14 protein-coding genes are annotated in these 15,961 nt (G+C 37.7%); 6 read left to right on the top strand and 8 right to left on the bottom strand.

Annotated elements, in window-relative coordinates; all coding sequences use genetic code 11:
- Nucleotides 1-260 precede the first annotated feature (260 nt).
- Complete coding sequence (locus tag JF73_RS00490) at nt 261-1,346, top strand: serine hydrolase domain-containing protein (RefSeq protein ID WP_046327356.1); 1,086 nt, start codon at nt 261-263, stop codon at nt 1,344-1,346.
- A gap of 134 nt (nt 1,347-1,480) precedes the next feature.
- Here JF73_RS00490 and JF73_RS00485 read toward each other — a convergent pair whose 3' ends face one another.
- The 3 genes from JF73_RS00485 to JF73_RS00475 all read right to left on the bottom strand — a co-directional run bounded on the left by JF73_RS00485 (nt 1,481) and on the right by JF73_RS00475 (nt 5,678).
- Nucleotides 1,481-1,732: a hypothetical protein gene (locus tag JF73_RS00485; protein ID WP_046326546.1), complete on the bottom strand. Its 252-nt coding sequence runs from the start codon at nt 1,730-1,732 to the stop codon at nt 1,481-1,483.
- A gap of 204 nt (nt 1,733-1,936) precedes the next feature.
- Nucleotides 1,937-4,777, bottom strand: coding sequence for a DEAD/DEAH box helicase (locus JF73_RS00480; protein WP_046326545.1), 2,841 nt, complete (start codon nt 4,775-4,777; stop codon nt 1,937-1,939).
- 73 nt (nt 4,778-4,850) lie between these two features.
- Nucleotides 4,851-5,678 carry an exodeoxyribonuclease III gene (locus tag JF73_RS00475; protein WP_046327355.1) on the bottom strand — a complete coding sequence of 276 codons (828 nt, stop codon included), beginning with the start codon at nt 5,676-5,678 and terminating at the stop codon, nt 4,851-4,853.
- A 327-nt stretch (nt 5,679-6,005) separates the two neighbouring features.
- On the opposite strand from JF73_RS00475, the gene JF73_RS00470 reads away from it, so the two are divergent.
- The gene (locus JF73_RS00470) at nt 6,006-7,016 is read left to right on the top strand and encodes a D-2-hydroxyacid dehydrogenase (protein WP_038520664.1); all 1,011 of its coding nucleotides are present in this window, start codon (nt 6,006-6,008) and stop codon (nt 7,014-7,016) included.
- A gap of 91 nt (nt 7,017-7,107) precedes the next feature.
- Here JF73_RS00470 and proC read toward each other — a convergent pair whose 3' ends face one another.
- From proC to JF73_RS00455, 3 genes are all read right to left on the bottom strand, one after another.
- Entirely contained in the window at nt 7,108-7,872 is a 765-nt protein-coding gene (proC, locus tag JF73_RS00465) for a pyrroline-5-carboxylate reductase (protein WP_046326544.1), read from the bottom strand.
- Nucleotides 7,873-7,887: 15 nt separating this feature from the next.
- The gene (locus tag JF73_RS00460) at nt 7,888-8,751 is read right to left on the bottom strand and encodes an aldo/keto reductase (protein WP_038520650.1); all 864 of its coding nucleotides are present in this window, start codon (nt 8,749-8,751) and stop codon (nt 7,888-7,890) included.
- 63 nt (nt 8,752-8,814) lie between these two features.
- Nucleotides 8,815-9,525 (bottom strand): YjjG family noncanonical pyrimidine nucleotidase, encoded by a 711-nt coding sequence (locus JF73_RS00455; protein ID WP_046326543.1) that lies wholly within the window; start codon nt 9,523-9,525, stop codon nt 8,815-8,817.
- Nucleotides 9,526-10,163: 638 nt separating this feature from the next.
- Between JF73_RS00455 and nrdJ the strand changes: the two genes are divergently transcribed.
- The 4 genes from nrdJ to JF73_RS00435 all read left to right on the top strand — a co-directional run bounded on the left by nrdJ (nt 10,164) and on the right by JF73_RS00435 (nt 13,943).
- Nucleotides 10,164-12,398: a ribonucleoside-triphosphate reductase, adenosylcobalamin-dependent gene (nrdJ, locus tag JF73_RS00450; protein ID WP_046326542.1), complete on the top strand. Its 2,235-nt coding sequence runs from the start codon at nt 10,164-10,166 to the stop codon at nt 12,396-12,398.
- Nucleotides 12,399-12,485: 87 nt separating this feature from the next.
- The gene (locus tag JF73_RS00445) at nt 12,486-12,878 is read left to right on the top strand and encodes a DUF4430 domain-containing protein (RefSeq protein ID WP_046326541.1); all 393 of its coding nucleotides are present in this window, start codon (nt 12,486-12,488) and stop codon (nt 12,876-12,878) included.
- Between the two features lie 7 nt (nt 12,879-12,885).
- The gene (locus JF73_RS00440) at nt 12,886-13,404 is read left to right on the top strand and encodes an ECF transporter S component (protein ID WP_046326540.1); all 519 of its coding nucleotides are present in this window, start codon (nt 12,886-12,888) and stop codon (nt 13,402-13,404) included.
- Nucleotides 13,401-13,943, top strand: a complete 543-nt coding sequence (locus tag JF73_RS00435; protein WP_046326539.1) for a cob(I)yrinic acid a,c-diamide adenosyltransferase — start codon at nt 13,401-13,403, stop codon at nt 13,941-13,943. Before JF73_RS00440 ends, JF73_RS00435 begins: the two co-directional genes overlap by 4 nt.
- A 70-nt stretch (nt 13,944-14,013) precedes the next feature.
- Here the strand turns inward: JF73_RS00435 and JF73_RS00430 are convergent, their stop codons facing one another.
- Together JF73_RS00430 and JF73_RS09665 are read right to left on the bottom strand one after the other, a co-directional pair.
- Nucleotides 14,014-14,877: an NAD(P)-dependent oxidoreductase gene (locus JF73_RS00430; protein WP_046326538.1), complete on the bottom strand. Its 864-nt coding sequence runs from the start codon at nt 14,875-14,877 to the stop codon at nt 14,014-14,016.
- 80 nt (nt 14,878-14,957) lie between these two features.
- The gene (locus JF73_RS09665) at nt 14,958-15,809 is read right to left on the bottom strand and encodes a helix-turn-helix domain-containing protein (RefSeq protein ID WP_046326537.1); all 852 of its coding nucleotides are present in this window, start codon (nt 15,807-15,809) and stop codon (nt 14,958-14,960) included.
- Nucleotides 15,810-15,961: the final 152 nt, after the last annotated feature.

Raw genomic sequence — 15,961 nt, 5'->3', positions numbered from 1 at the left:
ATATTTTTTCTCACTCTGTCAATAAGCCCTTATGTATCTAAGACTTTTTATCGAAATTTTTGCTTATTTCTCCTCTAATCATCCATTTTCAATATCTATTTTGGCTATTTTACAAATTTACAAAGGCTATTAAGTTTGTTAAGTAATTTTAACCCTTTCGCATACTTTTATTAATTTAAAAGTTTTATAATACTACTATATTTCTAAGGAGAAAAATTATCTTGAAGCATAAAATTATGACATTGACAACCGCTTTATTTATGGCTACTACGCCCCTTGTTACTAGTGCCAATCAAGTTAAAGCAGCAACGACAACTAATAAACAAACTGAAATGTACAATTTTGTCAGAAACACTTTTAAAAAGCATCATGTACGCGGCATAGTTATGGTTGTAAAAGACGGAGTACCACAAACAATCAGTTACGGCTATGCTTGGTATGGCAAAAGAATTGGTAATGGCAGCAGTAAAGTTGTTTACCCAACAGCTTCTCTGCAAAAAGTAGTAACTGCAGCAATGGTAGTCCAACTAATTAATGAAACTAAGGGAACCAATAAAGAATTTACCCAAAACACTAAAATCTCGCGCTGGTATCCCAATCTTAAAAATGCTGATAGCATTACAGTGGGCAACTTGTTAACTCATACATCAGGTATTATGGCTACTGGTACAGAGATAGATCGCGGCTATAACTATTCTGAAGATAATGCTATTAAGTGGGTGATCAATAATATTAATGCTTCATCATCCGATGAAATTGGCAATTATCATTACAATAACAGCAATTACATTCTTCTGACCGGTATTATCAAGCAGATTACAGGCAAGTCATATGAAGAAAATCTGCAGACTCGTATTATTAATAAGTTGAATTTACAAAATACATACCTTTATCAAAATATCCCTAAAACAATGACAGATCCCATTTCATATTATTCAAACGGAGGTAAAAATTATCAAAATGCTACTTATCTTAAGAAAAGTCTAGTTTCTCAAATCCCGGGTGCGGGTAATCTATTTTCGACTCCAGAAGAATATTATAAAATCCAAGTTGGATTAGCAGACGGCTCTATTTTAAGTAAAGACGATTATTACTACATGACTCACCTAAAGAGTAAGGTAATTAACTACTCTGGTGGACTGTACTTATATAATAAAGACAATATCAAAAATGCGTATGGCAGTTTTATGGGGCAACATTTTGGCACCTGGATGCAATTAACTGCCGATAACCAAAACGGTATCGTCATGTTTTTAAATCAAACTGATGATAATGAAAATGACGAAAAAGATGTAGGTTACGAAATTTTACAGCATATCAAACCTAATACTTTTGTTAAACGCTAGGTTCTTGTTCAAAAGGGTTGTAACAACGTTTCGTCACTTTAAAAATTGAATAGTTATAGCGCAAAAGGCTAATAAGTCAACATTTACCAATGTGATTTATTAGCCTTTTCTATTAAAGTTTTTAACATTGAAAATCATTTTTCACGTTTCTTTTTTATTTTGTCACTCAAATACATAGTCCCAGAGATAGTAAAATAGACAAGTGTAATAAAAAATGCGACCGTAACAATTCTAAGAAACAAACCTAAATCTGTTAAGACTGTCCACATTAAATAGAATACATAAAAGACCGCAAGGGGTAAAGCGACTCTGTTAATTCGATGTTCTCGACGAATACTATGAATTGCTTTACTTTGATCCGCGTTTTTAAGGTCATGTTCTGCCATTTTTATTACCTCCTTTTTATTAAATCTTCTTATAAATTTATTATTATTTTAACACGATATTGCCAAATTAAATGATTTAATTAATCTTTATTTAATATTTTTAATTAATCGTTTGTGCTACCTGGCAGAAAACTCTATGATATTCTCTTTTAAAGTGCTAAAGCCAACAGAAAAAGTCTAAGAAAATTAATTCTTAGACTTTTTTTATTCATCAAATAATAACTCATACATTTTTGTATTCAACGGCTTTTCCAGCAACAAATTCATCCCTACCGCTGCTTTTTTCTTCGGCCCCAGCAATTCTTCTTTGACTGTGTCCTTTTGAATGTGCACTTGACCTAAGTAGTAAAACTGCTTGCCAATTGCATCACTTTTCTTAACAAACAGCAATAGCTTCATCTGGGGCGTATTAAGTAATTTTTGCACCTCGGCGGAGTTGATATGACGGGGGGTGCGGGTATACCAACGCAAGCAGCGGCCATCTTCCAAAGTATTATGGTATAAAGCGTTGCGTTTTTTCTTTGAATCTTTTTGGTAAGTAATAAAAATGGGGGTCTCATGTTCATCCACACGATAGCCGTACATCGGTGCGGAAACATCTAACGGCCAATTTAATAATCGGCAAGCATCTTTACGGTCATATTGCTCATAAAGAGTAAATTGCTTCTGATTATCATACTTGTGATTCAATGCCAAGCCAGTTTTGATAACATCAGTAAAAAGTTTTTTAAAGGTTTCATTTTGCAAAAGAGATTGTGCCAATTTAGGTGCTAACGCATAATCTAATAAATCTGCTTTAACCACAAGTGGCTGTCCGCCATATTGTTCCTTTTTAGTTGTCTTTCCCTGCTTGATGTCAAAAAAACTTAAAGAAAGGATATCTTCAACTGAAGTTAACACTCTTTCATTAATATAAGCACCATAATCATGCAGAGCTTGTTCAAATTCTTCTTGGCTAACCTGCTTTTTTTCTAAAAGCAGCTTTAAAAGTAGCAGTTCATGCGGTCTTTTTCCATTCAATAACTCTTTAGTGGCAAAAGACAAAACAGCACTTTCATACCGACTTAGCTTCACAGGTTCGCCCATTTTTATTAAAAACTCACCATAATGCTCAAGACTATGATTATTGGCAAATACCATGGGTGAAGTTGAGCCATAACGGTAAAAATCAAATAACAGGGGTGGACGCCCTATTTTTTCCGCTAGTTCCTGGTATGACTGTCGCAATTCCTTAATACTATCCAGTTTAATCTGATCAAGTGAAGCCAAAATCTTAGCAGAAGCAATTTGGCTAAAGTTAATCGTTGAAACATCAATAAAGCTGGGAAGCAAGCTTTCCTCGCGTGCCTTATCCTGCGAGCGGCTGTCATCCTGATTTAAAGCAATTGGAATTAAATAATTATTTTTATAGTTACCAATAAAGTCGATGACCGTGACATAATCTTTACCGGGATATTTACGCAAACCGCGGCCTAGCTGCTGGATAAAAACAATGCTGGACTGCGTATTACGCAACATAATGATCTGGTTTAAAGCCGGAATATCAATTCCTTCATTAAAGAGGTCAACGGTAATAATGTAATCAATTTGTCCTTGTTCCAGCTGCTTAACTACTTGCAGCCTTCTTTTTTCGCTGTCTTCATTAGTTAAGGCGATAGCAGGATGTTCACGGTCTGAAAAGGCCTGCGCTAATTCACGCGCTTCTTCTTGGCGGCTGCAAAAAACCAATCCTTTAGCTTGAGAACCACAATAACCGTAATAATCCAGCTGCTTTAAAACATAGTCAACCCGCTCTGGCGCCAGTAGTCTGCGCAAGTTAGTGGTTTCGTCAATCGTAGCACCATCAACCTCATAATCTGCAACGCCTACATAATGAAAAGGAGCCAGCATTTTTTCTTCCAGTGCTTCGCGCAAACGAATCTCATAAGCTAAATTATAGTCAAAGAGGCGGTATACATCCTGGTCATCCATCCTTTCCGGAGTGGCAGTCATTCCCAGCCAAAATTGCGGTTTAAACTTGGCAAAAATGCGCTGATAACTTGGTGCAGCTGCCCTATGGGCCTCATCAATCAAAATGTAATCAAAAGTTGTTGCACTTAGACTAGCAAGTACTTCCGGCTGACTTAAAGTCTGCACGGTGGCAAAAATATATTTGCGTTCAAGCTGGTGCTTATGCCCGGTTAATAGACCATAATCAGCTAAGTTCCCGCCAATTACTTGGTGAAAACTTTTTAAAGCCTTTTTAGCTATCTGTTCACGATGAACTACATAAAGAAACTTCTGTGGTTTAAAATCTTTGACAGCAAATGCTCCTAAATAGGTTTTGCCAGTTCCAGTAGCTGAAACTACCAGACCCCGCTTTTGTCCATTTTTAATTAAGCCTTGTAGTTCCTGCAGTGCTTCTTCTTGCATCTTATTTGGCACAATTTTAGTTGTTTCATTAACATGAACCTGAGATTGCACTTGCGGCTTCACCCAATTTTGCTCATATTCTCTTATCCAGCTTTCAGATAGTGGCATACTATCATTTTTTAACTCATGCAATTGCCTGGCAATCTGCTCTGTCAACGTCGCATTATTTTTTGAGCTGATTTTTAAGGCCCATTCGTAATTACTAAGTAAAGCCGACCGGGTGAAATTAGCACTGCCGATAACCAAAGTTTGCCAGTCCTCATGTTCAAAGAGATAACCTTTAGCATGAAATCCGCTTTGAGGCGTAATTTTAACTGTCAAGTTGGGAATTTTAAGTAACTCACGAAAAACTTTGGGATTATTAAATCCTAAATAGTCACCCGTAATTAATGTACCCGAGATGTTTTTCTTAGCTAAATCTGCCATAACTACTTTAAAGGGAACGAGCATATCTTGAGTAACAAAGGCTATAGCCCAAGTAAAATTTTGACAGTTAAGCAGCTCTTGGCGCAGCGTCAGCCAAATATTCTCCTGTTTATTATTTTGCAGCAGTTTTGGCCCTAATAATTCATGACCGGGATATTTAGGGTCGTACAGACCATTAAGAATGGCGTCTTGCAAGGGCTCATTCATACTCATCACCTCAAAATTATTTTACACAAAAGAAAAAGAAACCCAACCATCTGGATCCCTTTTTTTCAACTACTTATAAATCTATTGCCAATAAAATTGGGCAGTGATCAGCACGTTCTCCCGTATCCATCATTTCAGAACGCTTAACCTTATTTGCAATTCTATTACTAGTTAGCCAATAATCAATTCTCCAGCCGGAATTATTAGCCTTTGCAGTTCTTACCCTTTGAGCCCACCATGAGTAGACTCCTTCAACATTGCCGTTGAGTTTTCTAAATGTATCTGTAAAGCCGGCTTTAAGCAATTGGGTAAAATCTGCTCGCTCTTCATCTGTAAAACCTGCAGAATGGTGATTAGTGTCCGGATGCTTCAGATCAATTTCGTGGTGAGCACAATTATAATCGCCACTAGCCAAAACCGGTTTTTCTTGATCTAATTTTTGCAAGTAATTAATATACTTTTCATCCCAGACTTGACGCTCACTTAAACGCTTAAGGCCATTGCCAGAATTTGGCGTATATACTTGCGTGACAAAATACTCAGGAAATTCCAAAGTGATGATTCTGCCTTCATGATCCATCGGTTCCGGTGCACCAATTACAGGATAAGTCACTTGAGGCTTGAGTTCTTTTTTATACAAAAACATGGTTCCAGCGTAACCTTTACGTGCCGGTTCTTCTGATGAACGCCAAACAATATCATATTCTGGAAATTCTTTTGTTAATACTTCCATGTGTTTTTTAGTTGGTCCAGTTGAACGTAATTTAGTTTCTTGAATTGCAACTATATCAGCATTTTCAGCATGTATTTTTTCTAAAACTTTGCGTGTTGCTACTGCACGGGAAGAAGTTCCGGTTAAAGCTGCATTTAATGAGTCGATATTCCACGAAATTAAGATCATTTTCTGCTCCTTTTTATTCATTTCTTTCATTATATAGTTTTTTAGCTGGGACACAAAACTTCTGTCACCCTGATTTTTTCCAATTCCAAGTTTGAGGTGATCATATTGAGGTGAAATTGCTGTTATTTTTTTCACTATCTTGGCAAAAAATACTTGTAACTTTTTTGATTAAGCGTTAGTCCTTGTGCCATATTATTGTAAGCGATTACTAACAGAACGCCATTTTGATAAAAATATTATTTTCACAAGTTTATGTTTTTAAATCTAGTTAAGCAAGTGTATAATAGCACAAGAGACAACAATAATAATCTTTGGAGGTTAGATTTTATGACTAAAATTTATGCTTACGCCATTCGTAAAGACGAAGAACCATACGTTCATGAATGGAAGGAAGCTCACAAGGATGTTGATGTTGATTTTACTGATCAACTTCTCACCCCTGAAACAGCTGAATTAGCTAAGGGTGCTGATGGTGTTGTAACTTACCAGCAACTAGATTACAAGGCTGATACTATTGAAGCTTTAGATAAATTAGGCATTCATAATTGGTCAATCCGTAACGTTGGTATTGACAACATTGACCTAAAAAAGGCGAAAGAATTAGGTTTTAAAATAACTAATGTTCCGGTATATTCACCAGACGCAATTGCTGAACACGCTGCTATTCAAGCTGCCAGAGTTTTACGTCAAGATAAGGCAATGGACGAAAAAATTGCTAAGCATGATTTACGTTGGGCACCAACAATCGGTCGTGAAGTACGTGACCAAACAGTTGGTGTTATCGGTACTGGTCACATTGGTCAAGTATTCATGAGAATTATGGAAGGCTTTGGCGCTAAAGTCATTGCCTATGACATTTTCAAGAACCCAGAATTAGAAAAGAAGGGCTACTACGTTGATGACTTGGATGAGCTTTACGCTAAGTCTGACGTTATTTCACTTCACGTTCCTGATACTCCGGAAAATGTCCACATGATCAACGACGACTCAATCAAAAAGATGAAAGACGACGTTGTTATCGTTAACGTTTCTCGTGGTCCATTAGTTGACACAGACGCCGTTATTCGTGGTCTTGACTCAGGCAAGATCTTTGGCTTCGTAATGGACACTTACGAAAATGAAGTTGGTATTTTCAACAGCGACTTCAGTGGCAAAGATTTCCCTGACAAGCGTTTAGCTGATTTAATCGCACGGCCAAATGTTTTGGTAACGCCACACACGGCTTTCTACACTACTCACGCTGTGCGCAACATGGTTATTAAAGCCTTTGATAACAACTTGAAGTTAATTAATGGCGAGCAGGCTGATACTCCTGTTGATTTGAACAAAGAATTTTAATTTGTAAAATTCATTTCCCTTCTTAAATACACTTTAAATAACAATAAAAGGCACCAGATAAATTTATCTGGTGTCTTTTCTAATGATTATTTTAATTTGCGGCAGCATTTACGGCTTGAATAAGCGCATTTCTAAAGCCCGTTTCTTCAAGCTTGGCTACTCCCCTAATAGTTGAACCACCCGGTGTGGTAACTTCGTCTTTTAATTCTTCCGGCAATTTTTTACTAGCAAGTGCCAATTGGCTGGTACCCAAAAGCATTTGTTCAATTATCTGATATGAATCTGCGCGCTTAATACCGTTTTGCACTGCGGCATCACTCAGCGCTGCAATCATAAGATCGACAAAAGCAGGCGTGCACCCAGCAACTGTACCATAAATGCCTAGCAGATTTTCAGGCACAACGTAAACTGCACCCATTTGAGTAAAAATCTTTTTTACAGTAGCAATCACTTCCGGCTTTTCATCAGGAATAAAACTGATGGCTGTAATTCCGCTACCTATTTGAACGGGAGTATTAGGAACTATCTTGGCAAATGTGGTATCTTGCGCAAGTCCACTATTAATCTGAGTTAAATCGCCCCCACCCGTTGATAACATAATACCGTGATATTTTTGCCCCAGCTGCTTCAGTATAGCTTCAGCACTGGATCCACTCACAGCAACTATAACTGCCTGGCAAGCGTTAAATTCAGTGTAGCTATTAACTAAATGCAGATTAAATTCAGCAGCAATTTTTTGAGCGGACTTATGACCACCGTCATAAACATAAATATCTTGGCTTGAATTTTTAGCATTTAACAAGCCCTTAATGATAGCGGAACCAATCTTACCAGTTCCAATAAAACCAATTTTCATCAGCTACCACCTTTTTTAAAAGTCCGTGTGATCTGGATCATTTGCTAATTTAGCTGCTCCATGCAAACCATCAAGTTTAGCCATATCAGCATCACTAATTGTAAAGTCAAAAACTTGTAAATTAGATTCAAGCCGATCGCGGTGGACAGATTTTGGTAATGGGACAAAGCCGTGTTGCAAAGACCACCGTAATAAGACTTGCGCTGGAGACTTGTCATAGTGTTGCGCAACAGAAACGACAGTTTCATTAGCAAATAAACCGCCCCTGCCAAGTGGTGAATATGCTTCGCTCAAGATGCCGAGTTCTTTATTATAAGAAGTCACATCTTCTTCCATATCACTTGGGTTAAGGTAAATTTGATTGACAGCAGGACGAATTTTGGCGGTCTTCAGCAACTCATCCAAGTGTTTCCGTCTGAAATTCGATACTCCGATTGCGCGAATTTTACCTGCCTGAACAGCTTCTTCCATTGCCTGCCAGCTTTCTGCGTTTAATTCAGCCCAGTGATCACGCACAGGTGCTGGATTAGGCCAGTGGATCAAATACAAGTCAAGGTAATCTAAATCTAATTTAGTCAAGCTTTCATCAATCGCAGCCTTAGTTGCCTGATAGCCGTGATGATCGTTCCATAATTTAGTGGTTACAAATAAGTCGTGTCTATTGACCCCGCTTTGTTTAATTCCTTGTCCGATGCTCTCCTCATTGCCGTAAGCTGCAGCCGTATCAATTAAGCGATAGCCCAGATCCAGTGCATCCTTCACAGTGTTCTTGGCTACTTCACCGTCAGGTGTTTGCCAAGTTCCTAAACCAATGACTGGTATTTTAACGCCATTATTTAATTCATAAGTATCATTAAAAGAATGAATATTTAAAGTCATTATTCTCACCTCTAATAATTATTATACAGGATTGAACTATACTTCTACAGGAAAAGATAGCAATTATTGCGGTTGCTTTTGCAAATCACCCTTGAGCAAAGCCACAAATTCCGGATATGTTGCTACTTCATATAAGGGATGCAGATTCATATTATTCTTCCGTTTACGGTGGTTATACCAGATGCTGTCAAAGCCGTAATTTTCTGCACCCAGTATGTCGGATTGCAGCCCATCTCCAAAGAAGACAGTTTCTTCAGGGCCGATTTCAGTATGAGCAAAAAAGTAATCAAAGATACGGGTATCCGGTTTAGCAAAGCCGGCTTCTTCTGATGTCACAATCAGCGAAAAATATTTATCAATGCCCGCTAACTGCAAACGGTGCCTCTGCATAAAGGCTTCACCGTTACTTAAAATAGTTAAAACGTAATTGTGCTTTTTAGCAAAACGCAAAGTATCAATCACACCGGGCAGCAACTTATGAGCTTCACTAAAATAAGAACGGTATTCGTTCATAATTGCAATTCCGTCAATATCAATGCCTAAATTTTCTTTGATAAATTCGCTAAAGACAGTCTTGCTGAGTTGATTATAATCGATTTTACCTTGTTCCAGCTTACGCCAAAGTCCTTGATTATATGCATGATAATCACGCTGCATGTTGTCTGTTAACTGCCAATGATGAGCCTGAAAAAGACTATGCAGAGCAAAATTTTCTGTAGCAGCAAAATCAATCAAAGTATCATCAACATCAAAAATTATTTGTTTATAACGCAAGCAATTTCTTCCTCTCCAATTATTCCGCAGAATAAAATGCGTATTCACTAAAAATTAGTGTGGAGGTCTATTATAACAATATTTCACACATTGGGAACAAAATTAACTATTTTTAAATTTTGCTTGCATTACTATTACTCTTCTTAAAAATCAGCTATAATATCACTTAATTCTGATAAAAGGGGTGATTAAGCATGGTTGGACTATTACTAGCATTCTTGTTAATTTGGTTATTTATAAAACTGGGCGTTGGTATATTTAAAATCTTATTTTTCATTTTAACTTGCACACTTGCCTTTATTTTCTTTATTCATTTATTAGTGCCAATAGTCGTTATTCTTGGCTTAATTTTCCTTTTCTTCACGTTAGCTAGGCACTAATTTTTAGTTTAAAAACAAAAATATATTCAAGCATAATAAACGCTATTTTTAGCTTATTATGCTTTTTTTATATCTTCGAATTCTATATGTTTTTTTATTATCCCCGATAACTTACTCGCACATCAAGTTGTGACTTTTACTTGTGTTTAAGAGCAAACTTTCCTCTAGTAAATACAAGATATTGTGGTATAGTTCTATTTGTAGCCATAGATGATGTGTCTGTGGAACAATTTGCTAGTTGAAGGAGTAACTTTGAATATGAAAAATACGAGCATAACCTTAGATCAGGGTTACATTGATCAAGTGAAACAAACTGTCACTCCCCACTGGGGAGAGCTTGGCTGGGTTACTTATAAACGGACCTACGCCAGATGGCTTCCTGAAAAAAATCGTTCCGAAAATTGGGATGAAACGGTTAAACGCGTAATCGAAGGCAATATTAATCTTGATCCTCGTCTCAAAGATTCTCCTGCAAATGAAGTAGTTGATGAACTAACTGATGAGGCCAAGAGCCTATTTAAATTGGTTTACGGTTTAGGCGCAACGCCTTCTGGTCGTAACCTCTGGGTCTCTGGGACAGATTACCAAAAGCGTAATGGTGATTCGTTGAATAATTGCTGGTTTATAGCTATTCGTCCCCAAAAATACGGTGACAGCCATATAGTGCCAGACTATTTAGGGCAAACGCAAGAAGCAGTTTCAATGCCATTTTCATTTCTTTTTGACCAACTAATGAAAGGCGGCGGCGTTGGCTTTTCTGTTGTTCAAGACAACATTCAAAAGATCCCAACAGTTGATAACAAAATCGATTTAACAATCGTGATCGACAAAAAGAGTGCCTCATACGCGGATTCGGTTAAATTGGGTGCAACGGACAAAGACGAATGGGCAAAGCAAAATGACGGCAAGTCTGACTACGTATACTACAACTTGCCTGATACCCGTGAAGGTTGGGTTTTGGCCAATGCTCGTTTAGTTGACATGCATTTTAATCAAACCAATGCTGAAAACAAGACCAAACTGGTACTGAACATCAGCAGAATTCGTCCTTACGGGGCTAAAATTCACGGTTTTGGCGGTACTGCTTCTGGACCTATGCCGTTAGTGGAAATGCTTTTTGATATTAACAACATTATTAACAATCGGGTTGGCGGCAATTTAACTTCTGTTGATTGTACGGATATTTGCAACTTGATTGGTAAAACAGTCGTTGCCGGCAATGTGAGAAGATCAGCTGAACTGGCTTTAGGTACAAGTACCGACCAAGACTTCATCACGATGAAACAGGATAAAGACAAACTCTACCACCACCGTTGGGCATCAAACAACAGTGTAGCAATTGATTCTAACTTTGATGAATATGAACCAATTGCTAACGGTATTAGAGAAAACGGTGAACCAGGAATAGTTAACCTTGACTTATCTCGTAACTATGGTCGTATTATTGACGGCTATCAAAAAGATATTGACGGCGACGTTGAAGGCACCAACCCTTGCGGAGAGATTTCCTTGGCTAACGGTGAGCCATGCAACCTGTTTGAAGTATTCCCATACATTGCAGAACAACAAGGTTGGAAACTAAAGGACGTTTTCAGGTTGGCCACTCGCTACGCCAAACGGGTAACGTTTAGTGACTACGACTGGGAAATTTCCCGCAACATCATTTATAAGAATCGTAGAATCGGTGTTTCAATGTCAGGTATTCAAGACTGGCTGTTAAATGATTTGGGTCACCGGGTTGTCACCGGCTTTGAAGACAGCACTGATGAAGAAACCGGCGCAAAGATTAAAAAACCAATTTACGACCCTCAGGGAATTAAAATGGTTACTGAAGCTTACCAAGCCGTCATTGATGCTGATAAAGAATACAGCAAAACTTTAAACTGCAATGAGTCAATCAAGCACACAACTGTTAAGCCTTCTGGTACTGTTGCCAAATTGGCTGGGGCCTCTGAAGGAATGCACTTCCACTATGCCGGCTACTTAATTCAAAGAATTAGGTTCCAAGCTTCTGATCCATTGCTTAAAGCATTGGACGCATGTGGTTACTATTCAGAACCTGATATTTACTCACCAAACACAACTTGTGTTGAATTTCCATTGCGTGCTGCTCACGCCGACAGCAAGAACTTTGCTTCTGCCGGTACAGTTTCAATTGAAGAACAATTTGCAACACAAGCCTTTTTGCAAACTTATTGGTCAGATAATGCAGTTAGCTGTACCGTTACTTTCCAAAGCAATGAAGGTGACAAGATTACCCCACTCTTTGAACAATACCGGCATGTAATTAAGTCAACTTCCTTATTGCCATACTATGGTGGTTCACTTAAACAAGCGCCAAAAGAACCAATCGATAAAGTTAAATATGAGGAAAGAAAAGCTGAAATTACCGGTGATGTAGCCCAAGTATTTGCAGAACAAAATGATGATCAAAAAGATTTGGAATTAGTTGACCAAACAGACTGTGAATCTGGTGCATGTCCAGTTAAATAAGTTTTTTAAATTAAACTAGTGCCGTGCAAGCAGCTAAGTACGAAGTTTTTAGTGCTTGCACAAAAATCTATAGATTAGGAGTATATTATGAAGAAAAGCAAATTATCAGTTTTAACCGGAATAGCCACTATTTTTACCTTTACTTTTGCTGGCTACGAAACAACCCAAAATGTCCAACAGGTAGACGCCAGCAGCAAAATCAAAGTTACTTACACCCTCAAAGTACATAATAAGAATTACAAGAAAAAGACTATTAAATTGCCTAAGAACTCAACAGTAATGCGCGGTTTGAAAAAGTGCTGGAAAATAAAGAGTGATCACGGTCTTATTACTTCAATAGCTGGTAAGAGCCAAAATAAGCGCAAGAAGATTTATTGGACTTACACCATTAACGGCAAGTTTGCACAAAAAGGTGCGGCAATACAGAAGCTTGCTAACAAAGATAAAATTAAATTTACTTTAGCAAAAGTTAACTTCTAAAATTGCTATGGTCCGCAGTTCAACTAAGAAAATAGCGTTATTAGCAATTTTAACAGCCATGTGTGTGGCACTAAGAATATTTAAAATTATTCCTGTGCCCAATGTTCAACCAGTAACCGATATTTTGATGATTGTAACTTTAAATATTGGCTTTGATTTCGGCTTTGTTTTAGCACTTTTAACTATGGTAGTTTCCAACATTTACTTGGGCTTTGGCATTTGGACAGTATCACAAGTCTTAGCCTATGGCGGCTGTGTTTTAACTGTGGCTTTGCTCGGTAAATTTACGCCACTTAAAAAACATTTTACACTGCAACTTATTCTTGCTGTTTTTCTCGGCTGGGAATATGGCTGCTTTGTCGACTTCGGCATGTCTATATTTGGCGGCTTCAATGCGTTCCTAGCTTATTGGGCAGGCAGTCTGGTCTTTGATACTTATCATGCTGTCGGCAACCTAGTGTTTTACCCAATTTTATACAAGCCGTTAAATATTGCACTTGATCATTACAAACGGAGGCTATTATGACAATTAAAATCTACACTAAGGTGGGCGATCAAGGTTTTACCAAACAGGTAACCGGCAAAATGGTTCCCAAATATGATCTGCAGATTATCGCTGTCGGTGATATTGATGAACTTGATTCTTACCTGGGCGTTGTGATTGCCAACTTGTCTGCCAAATGTCAGAAGCTGCATACTCCTTTACAAAATTTGCAACGAGACTTATATGAACTGGAAAGTGACATTGTTGTCAAAAGACACGAAGAAATTACGGCTGAAAAAGTAGCAGAACTTGAAAAACAGATCGACAAACTTAATAAACAAATTCCTCAAACAACCCATTTCATTTTACCTGGCGGTTCGATCACTGCCACTCACTTACACTATGCTCGTACAGTTGCCAGACGAGCCGAGCGTTCCATGGTAAAACTAAACGCTGAAGAACAAAAACTTGCTCCCGCTTGTTTGGAATACATCAACCGCTTGTCAGACTACCTCTTTACCTTAGCTCGTTATGCTAACGTGCTAGACGGTGTGCCAGAAGTCAAAAGTAAAATTAAGTAAGCAAGCCCAAAAAACGAGATAGTTTCGTAATTGAAACTACCCCGTTTTTATTTTGTTTAAAATTAATATTTTACTGCCACCACAATTTAATTAGTCCTTGAGTCCCCAAGTCACCCAAGTGCTTTTCATCAACTAATGTTTCGTATAACTTTTTAGCTTCTTCGGTTGCTGGCAGCTCAATTTTCATTTCTTTAGCAGTCTCTAGAGCAATGCGCAAATCCTTCAAAAAGTGTTTGCTGAAAAAGCCGGGGGTATAGTCACCCTTTAAGACCCGCGGACCATAATTACTCAAGCTCCAGTTAGCAGCACTGCCTGCTCCGACCGTTTTAAGGACTGCTTCAAGGTCAAGCCCCGCCTTTTTTGCATAAACCAGCATTTCTGTCATACCGGTCATGGTGCCTGCAATCATGATCTGATTAGCCATTTTAGTATTCTGACCTGCACCAGCTGGTCCAAAAAAGTGAACTTGCTTTCCGAAATCCTTAAAAACAGGTTCCAAGTTTTGATAAGCAGATTCATCGCCGCCAACCATAATGGTCAGCGTACCATTTTTAGCACCTAAATCACCGCCTGAAACGGGAGCATCTAGCACTTTAGCGCCCTGCTTTTCACCTGCAGCAAAAATTTTTTGTGCTAAAGCAGGCTTGGAAGTGGTCATGTCTACCAGATTTTTGCCCTTAACTTCGGCTTGCAAAATACCATTATCGCCGAAATAAACTTGTTCAACGTCAGCGGGAAACCCCACAATAGTGAAAATTGTCTCAGTCCGTTCAACTACAGCTTTAGGATTATCACACCAAGTAGCACCTTTTGCAACCAGGTTATCAGTCTTACTCTTAGTGCGATTATAAACCCACAATTGATGACCAGCTTTTAACAAGTTAAGGCAAATGGCATTTCCCATAACTCCAGTTCCAATAAAACCTATTTTCATAATCAATTCTCCTCTATTAAATAAAACGTTTTCTTAATAATTTAATCATACCACTAACTTATCTTTAATAAGTAGAGTTTTTATTTATTTAGGTTTTCGTTAACAAAAAGTTCTGCCTGCTCACCATATTCCGGCATCCCTAATAAAGTAAAATTCTTGATTGCCCACTTGCACTTAGATATATATTCAGGTTTATGCACAAAATGATAATTGACCATGTTTTCCAATAAAACCAGCATATTTTTGCAGAAAAAGAGTTCAGGAATCATCTTCACCTTTTCAGCAGCAGTAATAAAGTATTGTGCTTCAGTATATGACTTTTGCTCAATACACATGATCAAGATATTGCAGATAACATCTAACAATTCTTCTTGCTGGCGCGGTTTTGAAACATTCTTTAACTTTTCAACTATCTTTTTACCTATTAGCAAATTGCTCTTTAAATCATAAATTGGGATTAAATTAATGTAAATTCGCAACGCTCTCTCGTCAAAATCATTTTGGTCAAAGAGCCAACTTTTGAGTTTGCTTTTTTTAGTTTCACTCAAATCTGCCAGCTTATTTTCCACATCGGCCAATTCGAAATCAATCAGCAATAGTATCTTTTCTTTATCTTTAAAATCACTATCTGCTACATACTCCCTGATTTTTCTGATTTTAGCAGGATTATTCTGATAATATGCCCTGTTTACTTCACGATCAATAAAGCTGGCTGCATTGTCATGCTCCTGATTAGCACTTAATTTGTTAAAAAAATCTTCCGGTTTAATCTGGTTAGCAGTTAAAATCGCTAATAAGTCTTCGGCAGTAATGCGGTGAAGCCCTTTTTCTACTTTGGCATAGTATGAGGGACTAACTATGCCAGACGCCCATTCTTTCTGTGTTTTTAAATTTTTAATGCGAAATTGCTTCAATAATTCTCCAATTGTCATTATGTTTCCTTTCGGTTTCACAATGTTCAAATTTACTTAGCAACTATAGTGTAAACGATATTTAACTAAAAAATCACTTTACTATTTGACTTAACCTTAACTTTAAGTACTACAATTTTGATAATTATAAAATTTTATGTTGCAGATGTGCA

The organism is Lactobacillus helsingborgensis, assembly GCF_000970855.1.
In the GTDB taxonomy this organism is placed as follows: Bacteria; Bacillota; Bacilli; order Lactobacillales; family Lactobacillaceae; genus Lactobacillus; species Lactobacillus helsingborgensis.
Note: the sequence above shows the minus strand (reverse complement) of the source record. Positions and strands in the feature narration are given on the sequence as shown.